Below are 17,710 nucleotides of genomic sequence, written 5' to 3' on the forward strand. Positions count from 1 at the left end.
ATATTCTAATACATTTTAATTTTTATACTAGTTTTATATTATTCAGATGTAATTTTTATAAATCTTATTTAACATTAATGTTCCACATTATTCCACAAAAATGTGGAAATTTGTGGAAACTTATTCATTTTTGATATATACGAAATTAATTAGGATTATAATAAAGATGAACAAACGGAGGTACTCATGTACAAATACAAAGCAAAATTATTAACAAATGATGAAATTATTGCCCAAGCAAATACAATTGAAGAATTAGAAGGGCTAATTAAAGGATTCCGCCGTGGTCAAAAACATGGATTACACACAATGGGTAATGAAAAAATTGAAATAATTCGTGTCGAAAGAAACCATCTTGAAGGTAAAGAAGGTTCAAAAGAAGTTTTATTAAAAGTAGTATAAAAATATAAATTAAAAATGAGGTAGCCCCCTCATTTTTAATTTACGCTAGTTTATTTTCTAATGCAAATATCGAAATAGATTGTGGAATTTGAATTATGGTACTTGAATCGCTATCACCTGTAGCATCTTGTATCTCTATTTCTAATGTGAAATTTCACTTGAAGTCAATTCTATTATTTCCATCATTACGCTTTTGTAATGTAAAATCGCTTAAGCTTTTTGTATCAATAGCAATTCTTCCTATTTGGAAGTATTTTCCACCCAAAATTCTACTTTCTAAGCTTGTTGATAACTCGGTTAATGATTTGTTCTTGTAATATACTTTAATATATTTGTCAAATGATTTAAGTAAGTATTCAAGCTTTTCTCCACCATTATTATTTCATACTAAACGTGTCAATATTGCATTTGACCCACCTAGTTGACCCATAATTCTTAACAATTGATTGCTGTTTGTAATTTCAAATGTTTTTTGTTCCTCAGGAGATAATGCCATAAATGTCTTAACTAGTTCTCTGTATTGGTCTCTTTCCATAAATCCGAATGAATCAGGAATCACCATAAAGTCTTTTGCTAATTCTTCTTTAGTTAATTTTTTAAATCCTGAGAATTTAAATGATTTGTATCCAACTTGGACATTTCCTAGACCATTTTCTGGATTATACTCTAGTGAAACTGTAACATATAATTCTCCTGTTAAATCATTTGGATAATATGAACAAGATACAATAATAGGCTCATTATTTAAACGTTCATATTTTTCATTTAAGTCAAAGAAGTGATTTCAAAAGTCTAATGTAATAGCTTTTTTGCCTGCAAAGAATGAAGGATAATAATTGTAATCAATATTTTCTTTTACTGATAATTGGTTATTTAATATATATTGTAAATATTGCTCAATTGAATAATTAAGTCCAGATAAATAATCAAAAGCTCTATGATATACAGTAATAGGTTTTTGGACTACAACTACGCCATCTTGATTTAACATTTCTGGATGGTAAGAAATGCTGATAAATGCACTTAAATGATTTCTTTCTTCACTTAGGTTAAATGAATTAACACTAAATCTATCATCATTTAAAATGTTAATTGAATTTCCATCAATTGATAAAACTATTGAGCTTAAATATGGTTTAAGTTCACTATATGATTTGCTAATAAAATCCTTAGAAGTTTTTTGTTCTTCCATAATTTTAGTTGTATTTCAATCAACATTTAAAACCATTGTGCTTTTTACTATAAAGAAATTTGAAATATTAAACACTTTATTATCAAGTGAAACACCTTTATAAGTTCCTTTTACAGTAAAACTTAAAGTTCCTGTTAAATCATTGAAATCAGTTACTTTAACTTCAGTTAACTTATAGTCATCATTGCTTAGAACTGTATCACTTAAAATTGAATATGCCTTGCTTGCAGTCATATCCCTATTTAAGTTATAAAGTCCAATTAGTCCTTTATATTCATTGATTGCAAGCCCATTATATACTCCACCTTGAGCATTTTCATCAACTGTTTTGTCACCTTGGCTAGGGTTTGAATTTCCATTTCCTGTATCCGGGTCTTTTACACCTGGGGTTGGTTTTTCTTCCTCCTTAGCAGGATTTGGTTCTTGCCCTGGTTGAGTGTTTTTACCTGGGTCCACTTGTCCACCTTTACCAGGTTCATCTCCCTTACCTGGAATAACAGGGGTCGGTATAGGTGCTGGAGTTTCTTTCTTATCTGTCCCTTGCACTTGTTTTTCATTTCTACCACAAGCAATAGCTGCTAGCGGAAGTAAGCTAAAAGATCCTAATCCTAAAAGTGTAAATAGTTTGATTTTCTTCATTTTTCTCCTTGCAAGCTTGTTTTTTATAAATTTGTATTATTTTATAGGAAAAAGTAAAAATTCCAAATAAAAATGTCCCTAAAAGGAACATTTTACATTATCAAATTTTAATTCTTTTTTCAGGTGCTAAATACATTTTGTCTGATTCTTGAAGTTTATATGTATCAGCAAATAAATCAAGGTTCATCATTAAGACATTTCCTCTTTCTTTAGCTGGTGAGTGTACATCTGTTTCAAGTAATCTTCTAGCATAACCTTCACCTGATTTTTGTCTTCAAACTCTAACTCAGTTTTCGAAGAATTTTTCAGCTGAGAAGTCAGCTTCTTTTTGTGCAGCTTCAAGTGCACAAGCAACACCACCAATATCAGCAATGTTTTCTGATACTGTTAATTTACCATTAACTTTTCCATATGGTGTTTCACGTGTGTCATATAAATCAATAACAGCTTGTGTTTTTTCAGCAAATTTAGCTCTATCGTGATCAGTTCATCAGTTTACCATTGACCCGTTTTCATCGAATTGAGCTCCATTATTGTCAAATGCATGAGAAATTTCGTGTGCAATTACTGCTCCAATTCCACCAAAATTAGCAGATGAAGATTGATTAATATCATAATATGGAGCTTGTAAAATAGCAGCAGGGAATACAATGTGATTTCCAAATGGGTTAAAGTAAGCATTAATTGTGTCAGGTGACATTCCTCAGTATTTAGGATTTACATGTTCTAAATATTGTGACATTTGATATTCATACATAATTTGGTCGAATGCAAGTACATTTTCAAATACGTTTGAGCCTTCTTCATAGCTGTGAGTGATTAATTGAGCATAGAATGGTTGGATTTCTTCAGGATATCCTACCATTACACCTAATTTAGAAAGTTTTAAGATTGCTTTGTCTTTAGTTGCTTGAGTTAATCATGTATTTTCTTCTAGACGTTTCTTATAAACATCAATCATGCTTGCTACCATGTGTTCAACATCTTTTTTAGCTTTTTCACCAAAGTATTCTCTAGCATAGTACATACCAAGAGGCATTCCGAAGTATTTTGTAGCTACGTCATAGGCATATAATTCTAAATCACGTGGTTTAGCAATTGAGTAAAGTACATTTTTAAAGTGTGAAGCTTTTAATCTGGTTTCTTCAGACATAAATGAAGCAGCATATAATAAGTTTTTAATAAACATTAATGATCTGAAAGCTTCAAAGTTAGCTTCTGTATAAATCTTGTCAATGTTTTGAACAAATCTTGGGTTTGAACATGAGATTTCTTTAACTTCTTTCTTTACTAGCTCTTCTACAATTTTCTTAATATCAAATGTTTTAACTGTTTCTTGATATCATGCAATATCTTTTAGGTTATATAAAGAAGTATAGTCAGCTTTTTCTTCATTAGAAAGGACAAAGTCTACTAAGAAATTGTCAAATTCTAAAGCTTGAGCAACCATTTTGTTAGCTTGTTCAGTTGTTTTACCATATGAAATAAGTAAATCAAATGACATTTCTTTTCAAGCTGTTAAAAGTTTTTCTTTTTGTGTTGGGTTTGCATATGTTTCTTTAGAACCTAAAATTAATCTTGGATCTTCTAATCATAAAATGTATTTTTTATTATCAATAAAGTCTTCACCAATTCCAAATGGTAACGGTAATGAAGAATATCGTTTATCAAAAGCAGCATAATTATTTGCTAAATCTTTAAAACTTGTTAAGCTTTCAATTTTATCTAAGTGCTTTCTAGCTGGTTCTCATCCAAGTTGTGCTCTTTTTTTAGTATTAATAAGCATTTGATATAGTTTGACATATTCATGAATCATTCTATCAGCTGGTAAAGGTTGTTTTCCTGCAGCTCAGTTTGCAGTTAAACCTTTTAATAATTTTTCAATTTTAATATCTAATTCACCGAAACAAGAAATTGAAGCGCGATCTGCTGGAATTTCTGTATCTCTTAATCATTCAAAGTTGACATATTCATAAAAGTCATCTTGTAATCTAGGTTTATTCATTTTGTCTCCTTGTTTTTAAATAATAATATTTAAATTATACTTTACTTTCCAGTTATTAATAGTCATAGTGGCTATAGATTTAATAAATTAATTAATTTTATTGAAATGAAAGTGGAATGTATTAGAATAAAAATATATATTAAAGGAGATATTTGTATGCGACGCGAAAACTCTTGAATAATATTCAGCTTTTTACTCATAACTTTTGCTTATATAGCAATATTAACTGGACAATTTGGAGCTATATTAGGACTATCACATTTTAATTGAGAAAACAAAAATTCTGCAATTGGGAACATTATTTATCTAATCGACCTTGCCTTTCTCTTTGCCACTGAATTTTTATATTTTATATATCGTGTTATCAGTGATTTTAATGTACAAGTTAGATTATCTAGAAAGTTTAGAAATCAAGAATTTTGTTTTAAAAACAAAACGACAAATAAATTTATAGGTTGGATCTATAAATATGTTTATTTCAAAAAAACAGATAATACCGAACAAACAAATTTAAAAGTACCATCACTGAACAAAAGTAGAATTAAACTGCATATCTATTTAGTTTTTTGATGTTCAGTTGTTATCAGTTTATTATCATTAATAATGAATATATCATATACAGCATGATACTGTAGTACAAATCAAAATGCATATCAAGCTATATTTATATATACTATTTGAGTGTATCAAGTATTTGCAATATTATGATTATTTTATTATTTGCACTTTCACACTTATTACTATTGCAAGAAACATAATTTACAATATGAGATGTTTGATGAAAATAACCATTTAATCAGATGGATTCTTGATAATTATAGTAAATGACCTTATCTACATTTTTCAACTGTATACAATGCATTTGGCTGAAATGATGAATACAAGTAAACAATATAAATACTATTTAAAATGAAGCTGGCATAACTGCCAGTTTTTTTCTTAACCTGTAAAAACCATTGAATAAAAGTTACAGTATTAGTATTTTTAATTCCAATTTTATAAGACATTTTTTCTAAAAATACAAAATTACCACTTTTATAATAATGCTATAATTCTAATAATCTTTAGATAAAGATTAATTATTTGCAAATAAGACAAAATCTTAAATTTAAAAAGGAGACAAATATGTCAGCAATTACAAAAATTCATGCACGTGAAATTTTAGACTCACGTGGAAACCCAACAGTTGAAGTTGAAGTATTCACAGAATTTGGTGGATACGGAATCGCTAAAGTTCCATCAGGTGCTTCAACAGGTTCACGTGAAGCTCTTGAATTAAGAGACAAAGGATCAGAATTTGAAGGTAACTGATTCGGTGGTAAAGGTGTTATGTTAGCTGTTAACCACGTTAACAACGACATCGTTCCTCACATCTTAGGAATGGAAGTTACAGACCAACGTAAAATCGACATGAAAATGATCGAATTAGATGGTACAGAAAACAAATCTAAATTTGGTGCTAACGCTATCTTAGGAGTTTCTCTTGCTGTTGCTAGAGCTGCTGCTAATGAATTACAAATCCCTCTATACAAATACTTAGGTGGATTCAACGCACACGAATTACCAGTTCCAATGTTAAACGTTATTAACGGTGGAGAACACGCTTCAAACACAATCGACTTCCAAGAATTCATGATTATGCCAGTTGGTGCTAAATCATTCAGAGAAGCTTTACAAATGGCTAACTTTGTATTCCACAACTTAGCTAAATTACTTAAAAAACATGGACACGGTGTTCAAGTTGGTGATGAAGGTGGATTTGCTCCTAACTTCAAATCACACGAAGAAGCTTTAGACTTCTTAGTAGAAGCTATTAAAGCAGCTGGATACACCCCTGCTAAAGAAGGTGAAAACGCTGTTGCTATTGCTATGGACTGTGCTTCATCAGAATTATATGAAGACGGAATTTACACATTCAAGAAATTAAAAGCTGCTATCGAATCTAAAAAACCTGGATTTGAACACTTAGAAGATGTTAAATTATCATACACATCAGATGAAATGGCTGAATACTTAAAATCACTTGTTGCTAAATACCCAATCATCTCAATCGAAGATGGATTTGCAGAAAGTGACTGAGCAGGATTCAAGAAATTTACAGCTGAAATGGGTGATAAATTACAAATCGTTGGTGATGACTTAACAGTTACAAATACAGCTATTCTAAAACGTGCTATTGAAGAAAAATCAATGAACTCAATCTTGATCAAAATTAACCAAATTGGTTCAATTACAGAAACATTTGATGCTATCCAAATGGCTCAAAAAGCAAACATGACAGCAGTTGTTTCACACCGTTCAGGAGAAACAGAAGATACATCAATCGCTGATATTGCTGTTGCTATGAACTCAGGACAAATTAAGACAGGTTCATTATCACGTACAGACAGAATCGCAAAATACAATCGTTTATTAGCTATCGAAGAAGAACTTGGTTCATCAGCTGAATTCAAGGGAATCAAAGCTTTCTACAACATTGTTAAATAATTTATTCAACATAATAATTACGTTCCATTATATGGAGCGTTTTTATTATCTTTTGCACTATGTCCTAGGGATAAAGATAATAAAAAGCTCAAGGATATAAACCTTGAACTAAGAATTTAAATTACTTTTCATATAGATATATTTAGGCTTTATAAAACCATCTATTTTACATTTAAACTAAAGAAAAATGCACTATTGTGCATCCTTTTGTTCTTTCTTATTTTTGCTTCATTTTCTTTCTTCACCTTTTAATAGGCGTTGAATGTTACCTCTATGTGTAAATAGGATAAGTGCAACAGCACCTAAATATATAAATCCAGTATAAATAGAAGCATAGTTAACAACATATGTTCCAATATAATGTATAAAACCTCTTTGATCCGGGGCAATTAGTTGTAAATCAATTGTTTTAGTTCATGCAAGTCATTGATAGTTTGTAGCTCATGCTATGACACTATTGCTCATTCATGGAACAAATACAAATGGAATTAATAATACAGCTGCACTCATACTTGCAAGTGAAATATATTTCTTTCAGAATGCTACTGTAAAGAATATTACAGCTGCAATAGGTAATAATACAATGTTATAACTAATTATTAATCCAATGCTGCAAGCCACCCCTTTTCCACCTTTAAAACCAAAGAAGACTGGGAAACAGTGGCCAAGCACAACTCCAAAACCAGCTAGCATTGGCACAGCAATAATTGCTTGGTATTGTTGAAATGACATTTGATTTACTGGCCCTCTTGAAGAAACTTGAGGAGCAGCATTTACTCAATAAGCAATACCCGCAGCTATTGCGACAGATGCAATTGTTTTAAAAACGTCTATGAGCAAGATTAAAACACCAACTTTTACTCCAAAAACTCTAGATGAATTTGTGGCTCCAGCATTTTGTGAATGTTGCTCACGCACATCTTTCTTTAAAAACTTACTAAATATGATTGAAGTATTTAGTGAACCAATTAAATACCCCATTACTAAAAAAGCTATATTTAGGACTACAGTGGTAAAAACTACAATATTATAATTTCCGTTCATATTCACCTTTCTATAATTAATATATTAATTATAGTAATTTTCTATATATATTATAATTTAAATATGAACAAAAAATATGATATTAAAATAGTACAGTTACCAGACCCTGTACTTAGAAAAAGATCACATGATGTTCCAATTCCTCTTACAGATGAGGATATTGATTTAGCAGAGAGAATGATCTATCACATTGATGATTCTCAAACTGAAGGAACACAATTCCGTCCAGGAGTTGGTGTTGCTGCTGTTCAATACGGAATATTAAAAAATGTATTTTATGTTTTTGTCCAAGACGATAAGGGTAATGTCTTATTTAAAGATGTTTTATTTAACCCTCGTGTTGTGGCAAAAAGCAATAAAAAAATAGCCCTAGATGAAGGAGAGGGTTGTTTATCAGTTGATGAATCATGACCAAACCAAGAAGGTTATGTACATCGCTCAGATCGTGTTGTAGTCGATGCTTACAGCTACTACAATAGAAAATGATTACGTTATGAAGTATCAGGTTACATAGCAATTGTTTTCCAACACGAATTAGATCACTTAGATGGACACTTATTTATTGATCGCATTTCTCGTAAAGATCCTTGAAAAAAATTACCTAAGGCTCAATACTTATAATGAACACGTTATTCGAAGCTGCTGCTAGTGCTTCAGCACAGCCAGCACCTGACTCATCAACAGGAATTCAACAACTTGATGATGTTGTTAAAATGTTAAAAAATATTACTAATTCAGTTGGTAATGTTGGAGTTTGACTCCCAATTGTAATTATTGTTTTATTTGCATTAGCATTTGTAATTGGATTTTGATTTAATTACAAATGATCTATTTTTAAAGTAGTTGCAATTGTTTTAACAATGATTATTTCTGCTGTGATTTATAAATATGGATCAGATGTAGTACACACACAATTAAAAGATCAAAAAGAAATCGATCAAATTGTTAGGTCAGGCCTACCATTCGCCTTAACTATCTTAGCGATCATAATTTACTTATCAATTAGAGGATTTTTCTTTGTTGTTACATTTATTATTCACTTATGTACAATTAAGAAAAGAAAAGATAAGAAAACTAAAAGAATTGCATCAGGTAAAAGAGGAAACAGAATTTGAACCAGATTTTTATTCGGTACAACAAATGCTGTTTTAACCTTACCAGGAACACTTTTACTTTCAAATGTTGTAACGACAGCAATGGTTAATGATACCTCAACCTCTAAAGCTACAACTTTTGGTGTTAAATTAATGACAGCTGGTAAAGGTGCTTCGCTTTCAGGAATTGGAGTTGGTACAGTTTCTCTAATTGAATTATTCCAAAAAGGTTCTAAGCTTTTCCAAACACTTCAAGACCCTGAAAGCAAATGAACTAAAGAGCAACTTGGTGAAATAGTTGATACTTTAAACTCTTCAGCTGCTCTATTAAATAATCCAGATGTTAGAAATGTTATTTCTCAAGCTGCTAAAGAATATGCGGCAGATAAAGCAGCTGCAATTGCTCAAAATTCAGGTGCTTTAGATTACATTAAGAATGTTAAAGATAAACTGAGAGAGCAAAATCCATTATTCGATACATTATCTGCCCAAGAACAATCTAAACAAGTTACAAATTACGCAATAAAGCAAATTAATTCAATTACGAATTATGAAGAATTAGGCATAAATAAAGATGTTGTTGCTTACTTAAATGTTGCTAAGTATGTAATTTCTTCTGTTTCTGATGATACTAGAAAATCTTTAGCACACATTGCTGCTGAAACACTTAATGCAGATAAAGACATTAAGAATCAAATTAATGCTGAATCAGTTGTTAATGCTTTATTTGACAACTTATCTAAATTCAAAGTCACAAAACTTGATGAAGATAACAAAGAAAAAACATCTGAACCTAAAGCTGATTAGCCAGAAACAAATACTAATACAAATTCAAACGCTAATGCTCAACCAGCTATAGCAAATAACTAGGAGAAAGTGATTTATGAATTATTCACAAAATAATGGTGATTTACATCAAATCACTACTCAAGTACCTCAAACACTTGAAACAACAGTCGAAACTCAAGTTGCTTCAGATCCTCAAAGAATCATAGCAACGCCTGTTTATAACGTAATTAGAAGAGAAAAACGCCTAACTATCATGCAATTTCTTTTTTGATTCATTCTATTTTTAGTCTCAATAGCTGGAATTTTAACCAACTATTTCCTAAATACTAGAGTTGATAAAAACCAGGGTATTGCCTGATATGTATTACTTGGGATTGTCTTTCTAGTTTCTTTAAGCTTATTTGCTAAAGCTTTAACCAAAAATAAGGCTTGAAGACGCACAGAACAAATGTGCCGTGATAACTATCGCAATGGCAATCTAGCTGCTGTAACAGTTATTTCTGATACTTATCGTGCGATTCGTTTTAAATTATTACGTTTATCATGATTGTTTGCTTTCTTCATGACTTATTTCACTCTCTTTAATGGTGTTATCTTATTACTTCTAAATCTATGAGATGGGCATTGAGTTCTTAATGTTGATAAAGCAAATTTAAAATTAAATCTTGACTTAGATTGAGAAAAAATCCTTAACGGTGCCTTTGGTAATGTTCATGTATTACTTTACGTAGACTTAGCAGTTGCAATTGGATTTACAGTTCTATTTGTACTAATGGTTATGTACGATCGTAAACGTTATATGGAAGCTTCTACCTTCCTTGGAACTGATGCTACAGCTATTAAAAATGCAGTTAATGCAGAACTTAAAAGTGAAAACAAAGCTTGAATTAAAGCTTATATTATTGTTTTTATTATTGTTGTCTTATTGCCATTAGCTCTACTATGCTACTTAATTTGAAAAGGTGTCCTAAAAAGAGGTAAGAAATAATGAAACTAAAATTGCTAGTTATAATAGAAGATAAATTTAATGATGTTGAATTAACATCAACTTTATCAGTGCTTAAAGCAGCTGATGTAATAGAATCAATAACTTACTATGCTCCAGAAATTTCTTCAGCTACCGGCCAATTTGGCCTATCTCATGTAGATAATATAGTTCACCAATATAATCTTGAAGACTATAATGCTATCTTTATTCCAGGTGGAAAAGGTTGTCAAACTTTAAGAAACAATCCAACATCACTAGCTGTTATTAAAGATTTTTATCAAGCTAATAAATACTTATTTGCTATCTGTGATGCTCCAAACGTTTTAATGGAAGCTAAAATTTTACCTCCTTACATTCACTATTCGTCATACCCATCTCAGTGAAGCCTTCCAACTCGTGGAAGCAATCGTTCAGATGAAATGACTAGTTGTGATGGTAAAATTATTACAGGTAAAAATGCCTTTGCAGCTCCTGAATTAGGACTTAGAATTATTCATGAACTATTTAGTGAAGAATTATCATTACGTACCTACATTAAAATTAATGGTGATCAATATTAAATATAATTTCTGCCTTCGGGCAGATTTTTTATTCCCGCAAAGCAATGTATAAAAAAATCGCTATTGCTAGCGACTTAATTACTATATCAAGCTACTATTTGTTAGCTTGAAGTGAACGATTTACCCCTTTACTTAATAAGTACTTATCATGAAGAGTATATCCAAGTTGAATACTGAAAATTGTTAATGAAATTATTTGTCAAATTAATCCAGCGATTAATGATCCATAGTTTGGTTTTGCTTCATATGATTGTAATCCCATTCCAAGTCCTCATCAAATGATTCAGATAATGTTGTTTACAACATATAATACATACATTCAGTATGTAACACCTTGTCATTCATTTGTTTTGAATGATTGAATTAATTGAGGTGTGAATGCTAATGTTGTGGCAGCAGGGAAGACAAATCCCATTACTGTTGAAACTGTGTCTGGTAATTTGAATAAATAGTGACCAGGTAGTCTATTGTAATCTACGATGTAGAATACAATAAATACTGTACCAATTAGGTATGTAGCAAGAACACCAAGGTATCCTCACATTTTTTTATTAGCTGAAAATTCTTTCTTGTGTTTATAAAGAAGAATAGTCATAACTCCATTTACAAATAAACTGATTCCGTCAGCAAACATAACGTTAAGCATAGTTTTATTTAAGTTGTTTGTTGCTCCTCAGATAACTCATAATAAGATTCCAACGTGGAAAATTCAGAATGAAGTGAAACTTACGTTTCCTGTTCTTTTTTCTTTGATAAGTTTAATTAATTGAGGAACACTTAAGGAAATAATGAAAACAACAGTTAATCAAATAAATACTTGAAATGATACATCTAAAGCTTTAGGTGCTTTAGTAACTGCTGCTTGTGCTCCTTCACTAAAAAATTTAATAATATTTTGCATACTGTTATATTTTAACCTATTTTATTTTTTGTATTAATTTATTTTAGACTTATTTCAGTGTAAAATAGACTAAAAAATCGCCTTAAAATAAAAAAGATGCTTAGAACAAAGCACCTTCAATTATTTGATTTAAAGTGTGACCAATAGTACCTGTTTGGTGATCATCAATTACTAAGTTAGCTGCCTCTTTAGCCTCACTTGTAGCATTTCCAACTGCTATTCCAAACTTAGCCCCTTGAATCATGTTTACATCATTACCACTATCTCCAAAAGCCACTAAGTTTTCATCACAAAGTCCAAGTAATTCTAGCACTTTTTCAACTCCTACAAACTTGGAAATATCTTTTGGGTTCACATCAGTATAAACTGAATTAGTTAGATAAACTACACAAGGTAAACCTTTAGTAGCTCGTCTTATATCTTCAGTAATTTGTTTAGCCTTTTCTAGTGGGTTTCTAAGTGCTATTTGAGTAATAACACTGTCTTTAGCTAGTACTACATTTTCTAAGTGATCTAAGGTAGCTATATTTAAAATATTCATGTCCATAATTTGTTCTTTAGACATTCATTTTGGAAAATGATTATTAGGAAGATATGAACCATTGTAATCAATTGTATCTACAGTTAAGATTAAATCATTTTCCAAAGCTTTTTCCTTTAAAATGTAGAACACTTGATTAGGCACTGTATTTAATACATTGATACTTTGTTTGTTAACATCATAAATTAAAGCCCCATTAGAACATACTATGTAATCCACATACTTAATTGTTCCATCTTTTAGTAAAGGTAAAACTTTTTGTAGTCCTCTCCCTGTAGCAATAATATTAACATTTCCTGTTTCTTGCACACGTGCTAAAGCTTTTAAGGTATCAGGATGTATTGTATTATTCTTTCTTAATAATGTTCCATCTAAATCATATGCAAACGCTAATTTCATAAGCCCTCTTTCTCTTTTTATTTTACTTGATTTTATTATTTTTCTTATATGCATAAAAAAACCAAAATAACTAGGAAATAGGTATTTTGGTTTAATTATTGTGTGACTTTTATTTAGAATCTTCTTCACGATAAGGAATTACATGAATATGTGTATGGAAAACAACTTGGCCTGCTGTTTTTCCGGTGTTAATCATTATTTTAAAACCAGGTATTCCTTTTTGAATAATTTCTTTATTAGCTAATTGACGAGCTATTTTCATAGCATATAAAAAGTCATCTTCACTATTAGCTAGAATATTTTCTTCTTGAACCTTAGGGATAACCAAAAAGTGTCCTTCTGTTTGAGGAAAAGCATCATAAATAGCTATCACTCTATCATCTTCATAAAGAACTTTACTTGGAATTTCTCTTTTAATAATCTTTGTAAAAATTGAATCCATTATTTAGCAATAATTGCCATTCCTTCTGTTTTAGCTTTGAGTGCATCATCAACTTTAATGACATATCCTAAGGCTACAAAAGCACTTTGAGCTTTCTTGTATAAATTATCATCACTAACAGCAAGTAATATTCTTAATTGATTTAGATCACTTGCAAATGGTGTTTCATCAAATGAAAGAATCTTGCTTTCAACTTCTTTTTCTTTGCCATCTTCAGTAGTTTTGGTTTTTACAGTTTTACCAATAGGAGCAATTTGACTCATGTATGCTACATTAATTGTTTTTCCATCTGTAGAAGCAACAATTGAACTAGCTAATTTTCCATTTTGATCTACTGAAACAATTTTATTATTAATAGCATCGTAGAATCCGACAAAAATCTTGTCTTTAGGTGTATTTAATAAATCATCAACTGAATATGATATCTTAAATGAGCTAGGCATAGCCATTAATCCTTTAAATCCACCCATTGTGCTTTGATATGGAGCAGTTTGATTTAATAATAAAGCACTTGTAGCAATATCACCTGCTGTAGTTGATTTCTTAATTAAATCTTGATATTGAGCAATAGTATCAATTTGATAATTTCCCATAGTAAAGATGTTGTTTGCATTACTATCTTGATATTGTCATAATTGTACTGTTTTGTTATTTACAACATAGTTAATTAAATTGAATTGATCTAGTTGGAATTTTGTTTTATATAGTGAAGCTGATGAAGAATCAACCTTTTCTAAATCAGCTAGATTACTGATTTGGAAGTATTTGTTAATTAACAATAATTTATTAACAGTATAAGCTACATTAGTTTGAGCATTATTATATAGTACATTGAATTGTTCTTGGTTTAAGTTAGTTTTGTAGTATTTACTTGAAGTTCCTTGAGCATTTGACCCATCTAAAAAGCTAACAAAAGCTTTTTGGTCATCATTTGAAAGAATTCCAGCAGCTGCTCAAGTGTTTAATTGAGTTAATAAATAAAATGGATTATGTTTTAAGTTTTCATTAGCTACAAAAGCTTGGTATGCAGCAAACGCATCAGCTTTATAAGCCTCATTTGAAATTAAATCTTGATCTTGAGCTACTGAATATAAGTTTTTTAAAGTAACATCAAGTCATTTTCCTTCAATAATTTGTGTAATTGAATCTTTACTAAAATCAGCATCTTGTTTTCTTTTAGCATCGGTATCTTTATCAACCCCACAAGATACCATAGCCACAGGCATAATAGTTGCAGGAGCTAGTAATAATGCATGTTTAAATTTGAAATTCATTATTTATCTCCTTTAGCATTTTTTCATAAGTTTTGACTTAAGTATTCATAAATTGTATCAAGCGCTGATTTTTCACTCATAGTTGTATTATTTGCATATGAGTAAACTAATTTAGCAAGTCCATCTACAACTTCAAAGTTGTAACTTGTACCTGTTGCAAATTGTGCTTTAACTCATGTATCAACATTCTTTAATAAATCAAGTAATTGTTGTGTTTGTTTACCTACAAGTACACTAGCAACTTCTGTTTTAATGTTGTTAATATCTGCTTCAGTATACTTCTTGTTATCATTTGATGCATTATCTTGTGCTTTAATGTATGTAACAAAGTCTGAATTATTTATTAGTGATTCAATAACAGTTTCAGGTGAAACCTTAGTTGATAATTTATTTGTAACATTAAAGTAAGTCTTGTTTCCAGCTGCATAGTTTTGGGCATCCTTAGCAATAAATGCTTTAAAGTCATCTAATGAATTAATTTGATCATATCTAGCTAATAAAACATCTTTATCAGTTAATAATACATAAGCATTTTCCATATCACTAACTTTTAGAACTACAGGAACTTTTTTACTTGCTGCATTACCTGCACTTGTTTCTACAGCAAAGTCTCAGTTATAGAATTGCTTAAAGAATGTAGTCATATCAGCAGTTTTAACATTTGCAACCACAGTGTCTACTACTTTGTTAAATTCATTAACTTTAGCTATTGCTTCTTGCATAGTTTTAGCTGCTTTTGCTTCTGCTAGTATCTTTGTATAAGCTGCAATCATTGCTGGCTGAACATTTGAATCTGATGTAATTTCAGTTAATTTTCCAAGCTCAATTGATGGAATGTTACTTGCATCATTATTTCCAAAGATAGCTGTAGCAAATACACCTAAACCTTGATCAATTGAGCTAGCTAATAATTCTTCTACACTTGTTAAACCACTTGTTCCAAGAGTTGAAGCATCGCTTTGTGTTAGTGCGCCTAAATATGTTTGATATTCAGAAATTGCATTGTTGTATGCGCTTGTAGCTTGATCTTTAATTTGTAAAGCATAACTTTGTGCTGTTTTCATTGCTAATAAAATTGACATATTAGATTTGATGTCGAACTTATCACCATTTGGAATAACACTATATTTTAATAGGTTAGCTAATGTAGCTTTTTCTTTATCATCCCCTAAAATTCATGGTTGGTAAATATCTGATTTATTTGTTTTACCAGCTAGTTTATAAACTGTTGGTAAAACAACTTTGTTTTTGTTAAAGTAGCTTTCAATAAATGAAGTTGGAGATTTTAAGTCTTTTACTACAGTTACTTTTCCTTCTACCATTTTTGTTTCAACAACAAATGATCTAGTTAATAAAGTTGTTACATTGTTTGAATTATTTGGATCAACATAGTAGTTAACACCTTCTTTAAAGTATGGGAATACTTTATCACCTTTGTTAAATAAAATAATTGCATGCCCATTTGCATCCTTAACTTGGTTTCCATTTTCATCTAATTTGTAAATTGTTGTGTTAGCTTTTCTATTGATGTAATCCATTGTTTGTTTTTTGTATTCTAATTGATATCTTCTTTGGGCTTCTGATTCAATTTGTTTAAATACTAAATAATTTACAGCTTGAGCTTCAGTTAAACTCTTTCCATATTCTTCTTTACCAATAATTTCGTTGAATTGTTTTTCCCAGTTTTCAAATCCATAGTTTTTCTTTAAGTTAGATTTTAAATCATCAATTTTAGCTTGAACATCTTTTTTAATTTCACTTAAAGATTTTAAAGCAATTGAATTATTTACACTTTCTGCACTAGATAATGAAGCATTTCAAATTCTTTGGAATTCTAATGAAGCTTTGTATTCTTCTTGGTAAAGATATTCAATTGTTCTGCGGTAGAAGTCATCAATTTCTTTAGCTACTGCAACATCTTTAGAATTTACAAGGTTTTGAAGTGCTCCTGCATTTGTAGCAGCTAATTCTTTACCATCTGGTCCCATAAATTTAACAACAGGTGTTTTGCTATCAATAGCATCTTTGTAGTTTACTTTTGTTACATTGATTGTTAAAGGAATAGCAATAGCTGCTACAATCCCAACAAAGATTGTTGCTCCTATTGCAATAGTGGCCTTATTTCTTTTGGCTTTATTTGTACTATTCTTTTCGTGTTTTTCATCATGTCTATCATTTAGTTCAGTTAAACGCTCAAAGAATGATTTTTGTCTCTTTGCCATTAATACCTCGTTTTCTTAATTTAAAATAATATATTTTAAATTATAGCAAATTTATTAATTTATAATTCTATTATGGAATATAGAGAAATAGTAGAAGCATTTAAATCATTAAATGCACTAGCTAAGGAGGAAAAATTTGTTTATTCTTTGACTTCTTCTTCCTTACAACAGGCTTTAAATGGAGAAGATTTAACAAATCCAATTACAATTGCAATTTCATTTTCAACCCTATTAAAATTAAAGTTTTTTTATCCAGAAAAATTAAATTTACCTCCAGATAATAGTTTTGATGAATTTTTTCCAAGTTTACAATTAGGAAATGTTGCCTTTAATTTATACATTTTAACTGAGTCTAATCGAGATATTATTTCTTCTCGTTTAATTAATAAAGTACTATCTAAAGTAAATAAGGGTAAATGATGTGATATTTTATTAATCTTGGATGAAATTTTTAGTGAGGAACCTTCAATTTGATCTTATTTATATAGAGATAATAATAAAGTAATTAAACTAGATGCAATTACTCGTATGAATCCTTATTATTATAATGTTGTTAAAATTGAAGATGAAGGAGTGCCTTATTTAGACTATTTTAAAAATGAAATAAAAAATGATGTCGCTTAGACATCTAATATAGTCAGAGCAAAGCTCTGTTTTTTATTTCATTTTTAAAAAAGTAATAAAAAAAGCGACGCCCTATTTTCACATCTCTGCTATCGTCGGCGCTAGAG

General features: G+C 30.0%; 16 protein-coding genes. 8 read left to right on the forward strand and 8 right to left on the reverse strand.

Annotation, left to right across the window (positions count from 1 at the left end; all coding sequences use genetic code 4):
* Window positions 1–186: 186 nt before the first annotated feature.
* Entirely contained in the window at window positions 187–402 is a 216-nt protein-coding gene (locus ACNQ13_RS02995) for an MAG6790 family protein (RefSeq protein WP_416741717.1), read from the forward strand.
* Between the two features lie 40 nt (window positions 403–442).
* Here ACNQ13_RS02995 and ACNQ13_RS03000 read toward each other — a convergent pair whose 3' ends face one another.
* Both ACNQ13_RS03000 and ACNQ13_RS03005 read right to left on the reverse strand, forming a co-directional pair.
* Window positions 443–2,233 carry a lipoprotein 17-related variable surface protein gene (locus ACNQ13_RS03000; protein WP_418035631.1) on the reverse strand — a complete coding sequence of 597 codons (1,791 nt, stop codon included), beginning with the start codon at window positions 2,231–2,233 and terminating at the stop codon, window positions 443–445.
* Window positions 2,234–2,330: 97 nt separating this feature from the next.
* Window positions 2,331–4,238: a M13 family metallopeptidase gene (locus ACNQ13_RS03005; protein ID WP_418035632.1), complete on the reverse strand. Its 1,908-nt coding sequence runs from the start codon at window positions 4,236–4,238 to the stop codon at window positions 2,331–2,333.
* 156 nt (window positions 4,239–4,394) lie between these two features.
* On the opposite strand from ACNQ13_RS03005, the gene ACNQ13_RS03010 reads away from it, so the two are divergent.
* Window positions 4,395–5,126: a hypothetical protein gene (locus ACNQ13_RS03010; protein WP_418035633.1), complete on the forward strand. Its 732-nt coding sequence runs from the start codon at window positions 4,395–4,397 to the stop codon at window positions 5,124–5,126.
* Between the two features lie 237 nt (window positions 5,127–5,363).
* A complete protein-coding gene (gene eno, locus ACNQ13_RS03015) occupies window positions 5,364–6,725 on the forward strand; it encodes a phosphopyruvate hydratase (protein WP_416741714.1) in 1,362 nt (453 codons plus the stop codon).
* Window positions 6,726–6,917: 192 nt separating this feature from the next.
* On the opposite strand, the gene plsY is transcribed toward eno, so the two are convergent.
* Window positions 6,918–7,769, reverse strand: a complete 852-nt coding sequence (gene plsY, locus ACNQ13_RS03020; RefSeq protein ID WP_418018895.1) for a glycerol-3-phosphate 1-O-acyltransferase PlsY — start codon at window positions 7,767–7,769, stop codon at window positions 6,918–6,920.
* A 63-nt stretch (window positions 7,770–7,832) separates the two neighbouring features.
* Between plsY and def the strand changes: the two genes are divergently transcribed.
* The 4 genes from def (at window position 7,833) to ACNQ13_RS03040 (ending at window position 11,200) form a co-directional block, all read left to right on the forward strand.
* Window positions 7,833–8,390 carry a peptide deformylase gene (def, locus tag ACNQ13_RS03025; protein WP_416741712.1) on the forward strand — a complete coding sequence of 186 codons (558 nt, stop codon included), beginning with the start codon at window positions 7,833–7,835 and terminating at the stop codon, window positions 8,388–8,390.
* Window positions 8,390–9,670 (forward strand): hypothetical protein, encoded by a 1,281-nt coding sequence (locus tag ACNQ13_RS03030; RefSeq protein ID WP_418035634.1) that lies wholly within the window; start codon window positions 8,390–8,392, stop codon window positions 9,668–9,670. Before def ends, ACNQ13_RS03030 begins: the two co-directional genes overlap by 1 nt.
* 76 nt (window positions 9,671–9,746) lie before the next feature.
* Window positions 9,747–10,640 carry an MSC_0882 family membrane protein gene (locus tag ACNQ13_RS03035; RefSeq protein WP_418035635.1) on the forward strand — a complete coding sequence of 298 codons (894 nt, stop codon included), beginning with the start codon at window positions 9,747–9,749 and terminating at the stop codon, window positions 10,638–10,640.
* On the forward strand, window positions 10,640–11,200 hold the full coding sequence (locus ACNQ13_RS03040; protein ID WP_418018897.1) for a DJ-1/PfpI family protein: 561 nt from the start codon (window positions 10,640–10,642) through the stop codon (window positions 11,198–11,200). The genes ACNQ13_RS03035 and ACNQ13_RS03040 overlap by 1 nt, the downstream gene beginning before the upstream one ends.
* Window positions 11,201–11,294: 94 nt before the next feature.
* Here ACNQ13_RS03040 and ACNQ13_RS03045 read toward each other — a convergent pair whose 3' ends face one another.
* The 5 genes from ACNQ13_RS03045 to ACNQ13_RS03065 form a co-directional block, all read right to left on the reverse strand.
* Window positions 11,295–12,101: a PQ-loop domain-containing transporter gene (locus ACNQ13_RS03045; protein ID WP_418035636.1), complete on the reverse strand. Its 807-nt coding sequence runs from the start codon at window positions 12,099–12,101 to the stop codon at window positions 11,295–11,297.
* Between the two features lie 100 nt (window positions 12,102–12,201).
* Window positions 12,202–13,041, reverse strand: coding sequence for an HAD family hydrolase (locus ACNQ13_RS03050; protein ID WP_416741707.1), 840 nt, complete (start codon window positions 13,039–13,041; stop codon window positions 12,202–12,204).
* 109 nt (window positions 13,042–13,150) lie between these two features.
* Window positions 13,151–13,483, reverse strand: coding sequence for a histidine triad protein HinT (gene hinT, locus ACNQ13_RS03055; RefSeq protein ID WP_416741706.1), 333 nt, complete (start codon window positions 13,481–13,483; stop codon window positions 13,151–13,153).
* Window positions 13,483–14,757: a HinT-interacting membrane complex lipoprotein P60 gene (locus ACNQ13_RS03060; RefSeq protein WP_418018899.1), complete on the reverse strand. Its 1,275-nt coding sequence runs from the start codon at window positions 14,755–14,757 to the stop codon at window positions 13,483–13,485. Before ACNQ13_RS03060 ends, hinT begins: the two co-directional genes overlap by 1 nt.
* Window positions 14,757–16,979: a HinT-interacting membrane complex protein P80 gene (locus tag ACNQ13_RS03065; protein WP_418035637.1), complete on the reverse strand. Its 2,223-nt coding sequence runs from the start codon at window positions 16,977–16,979 to the stop codon at window positions 14,757–14,759. Before ACNQ13_RS03065 ends, ACNQ13_RS03060 begins: the two co-directional genes overlap by 1 nt.
* Before the next feature lie 72 nt (window positions 16,980–17,051).
* Between ACNQ13_RS03065 and ACNQ13_RS03070 the strand changes: the two genes are divergently transcribed.
* Window positions 17,052–17,603 carry a hypothetical protein gene (locus ACNQ13_RS03070; RefSeq protein WP_418035638.1) on the forward strand — a complete coding sequence of 184 codons (552 nt, stop codon included), beginning with the start codon at window positions 17,052–17,054 and terminating at the stop codon, window positions 17,601–17,603.
* Window positions 17,604–17,710: the final 107 nt, after the last annotated feature.

Source organism: Mycoplasma milvi, assembly GCF_048284715.1.
Taxonomy (GTDB): domain Bacteria; phylum Bacillota_I; class Bacilli_A; order Mycoplasmatales; family Metamycoplasmataceae; genus Mycoplasmopsis.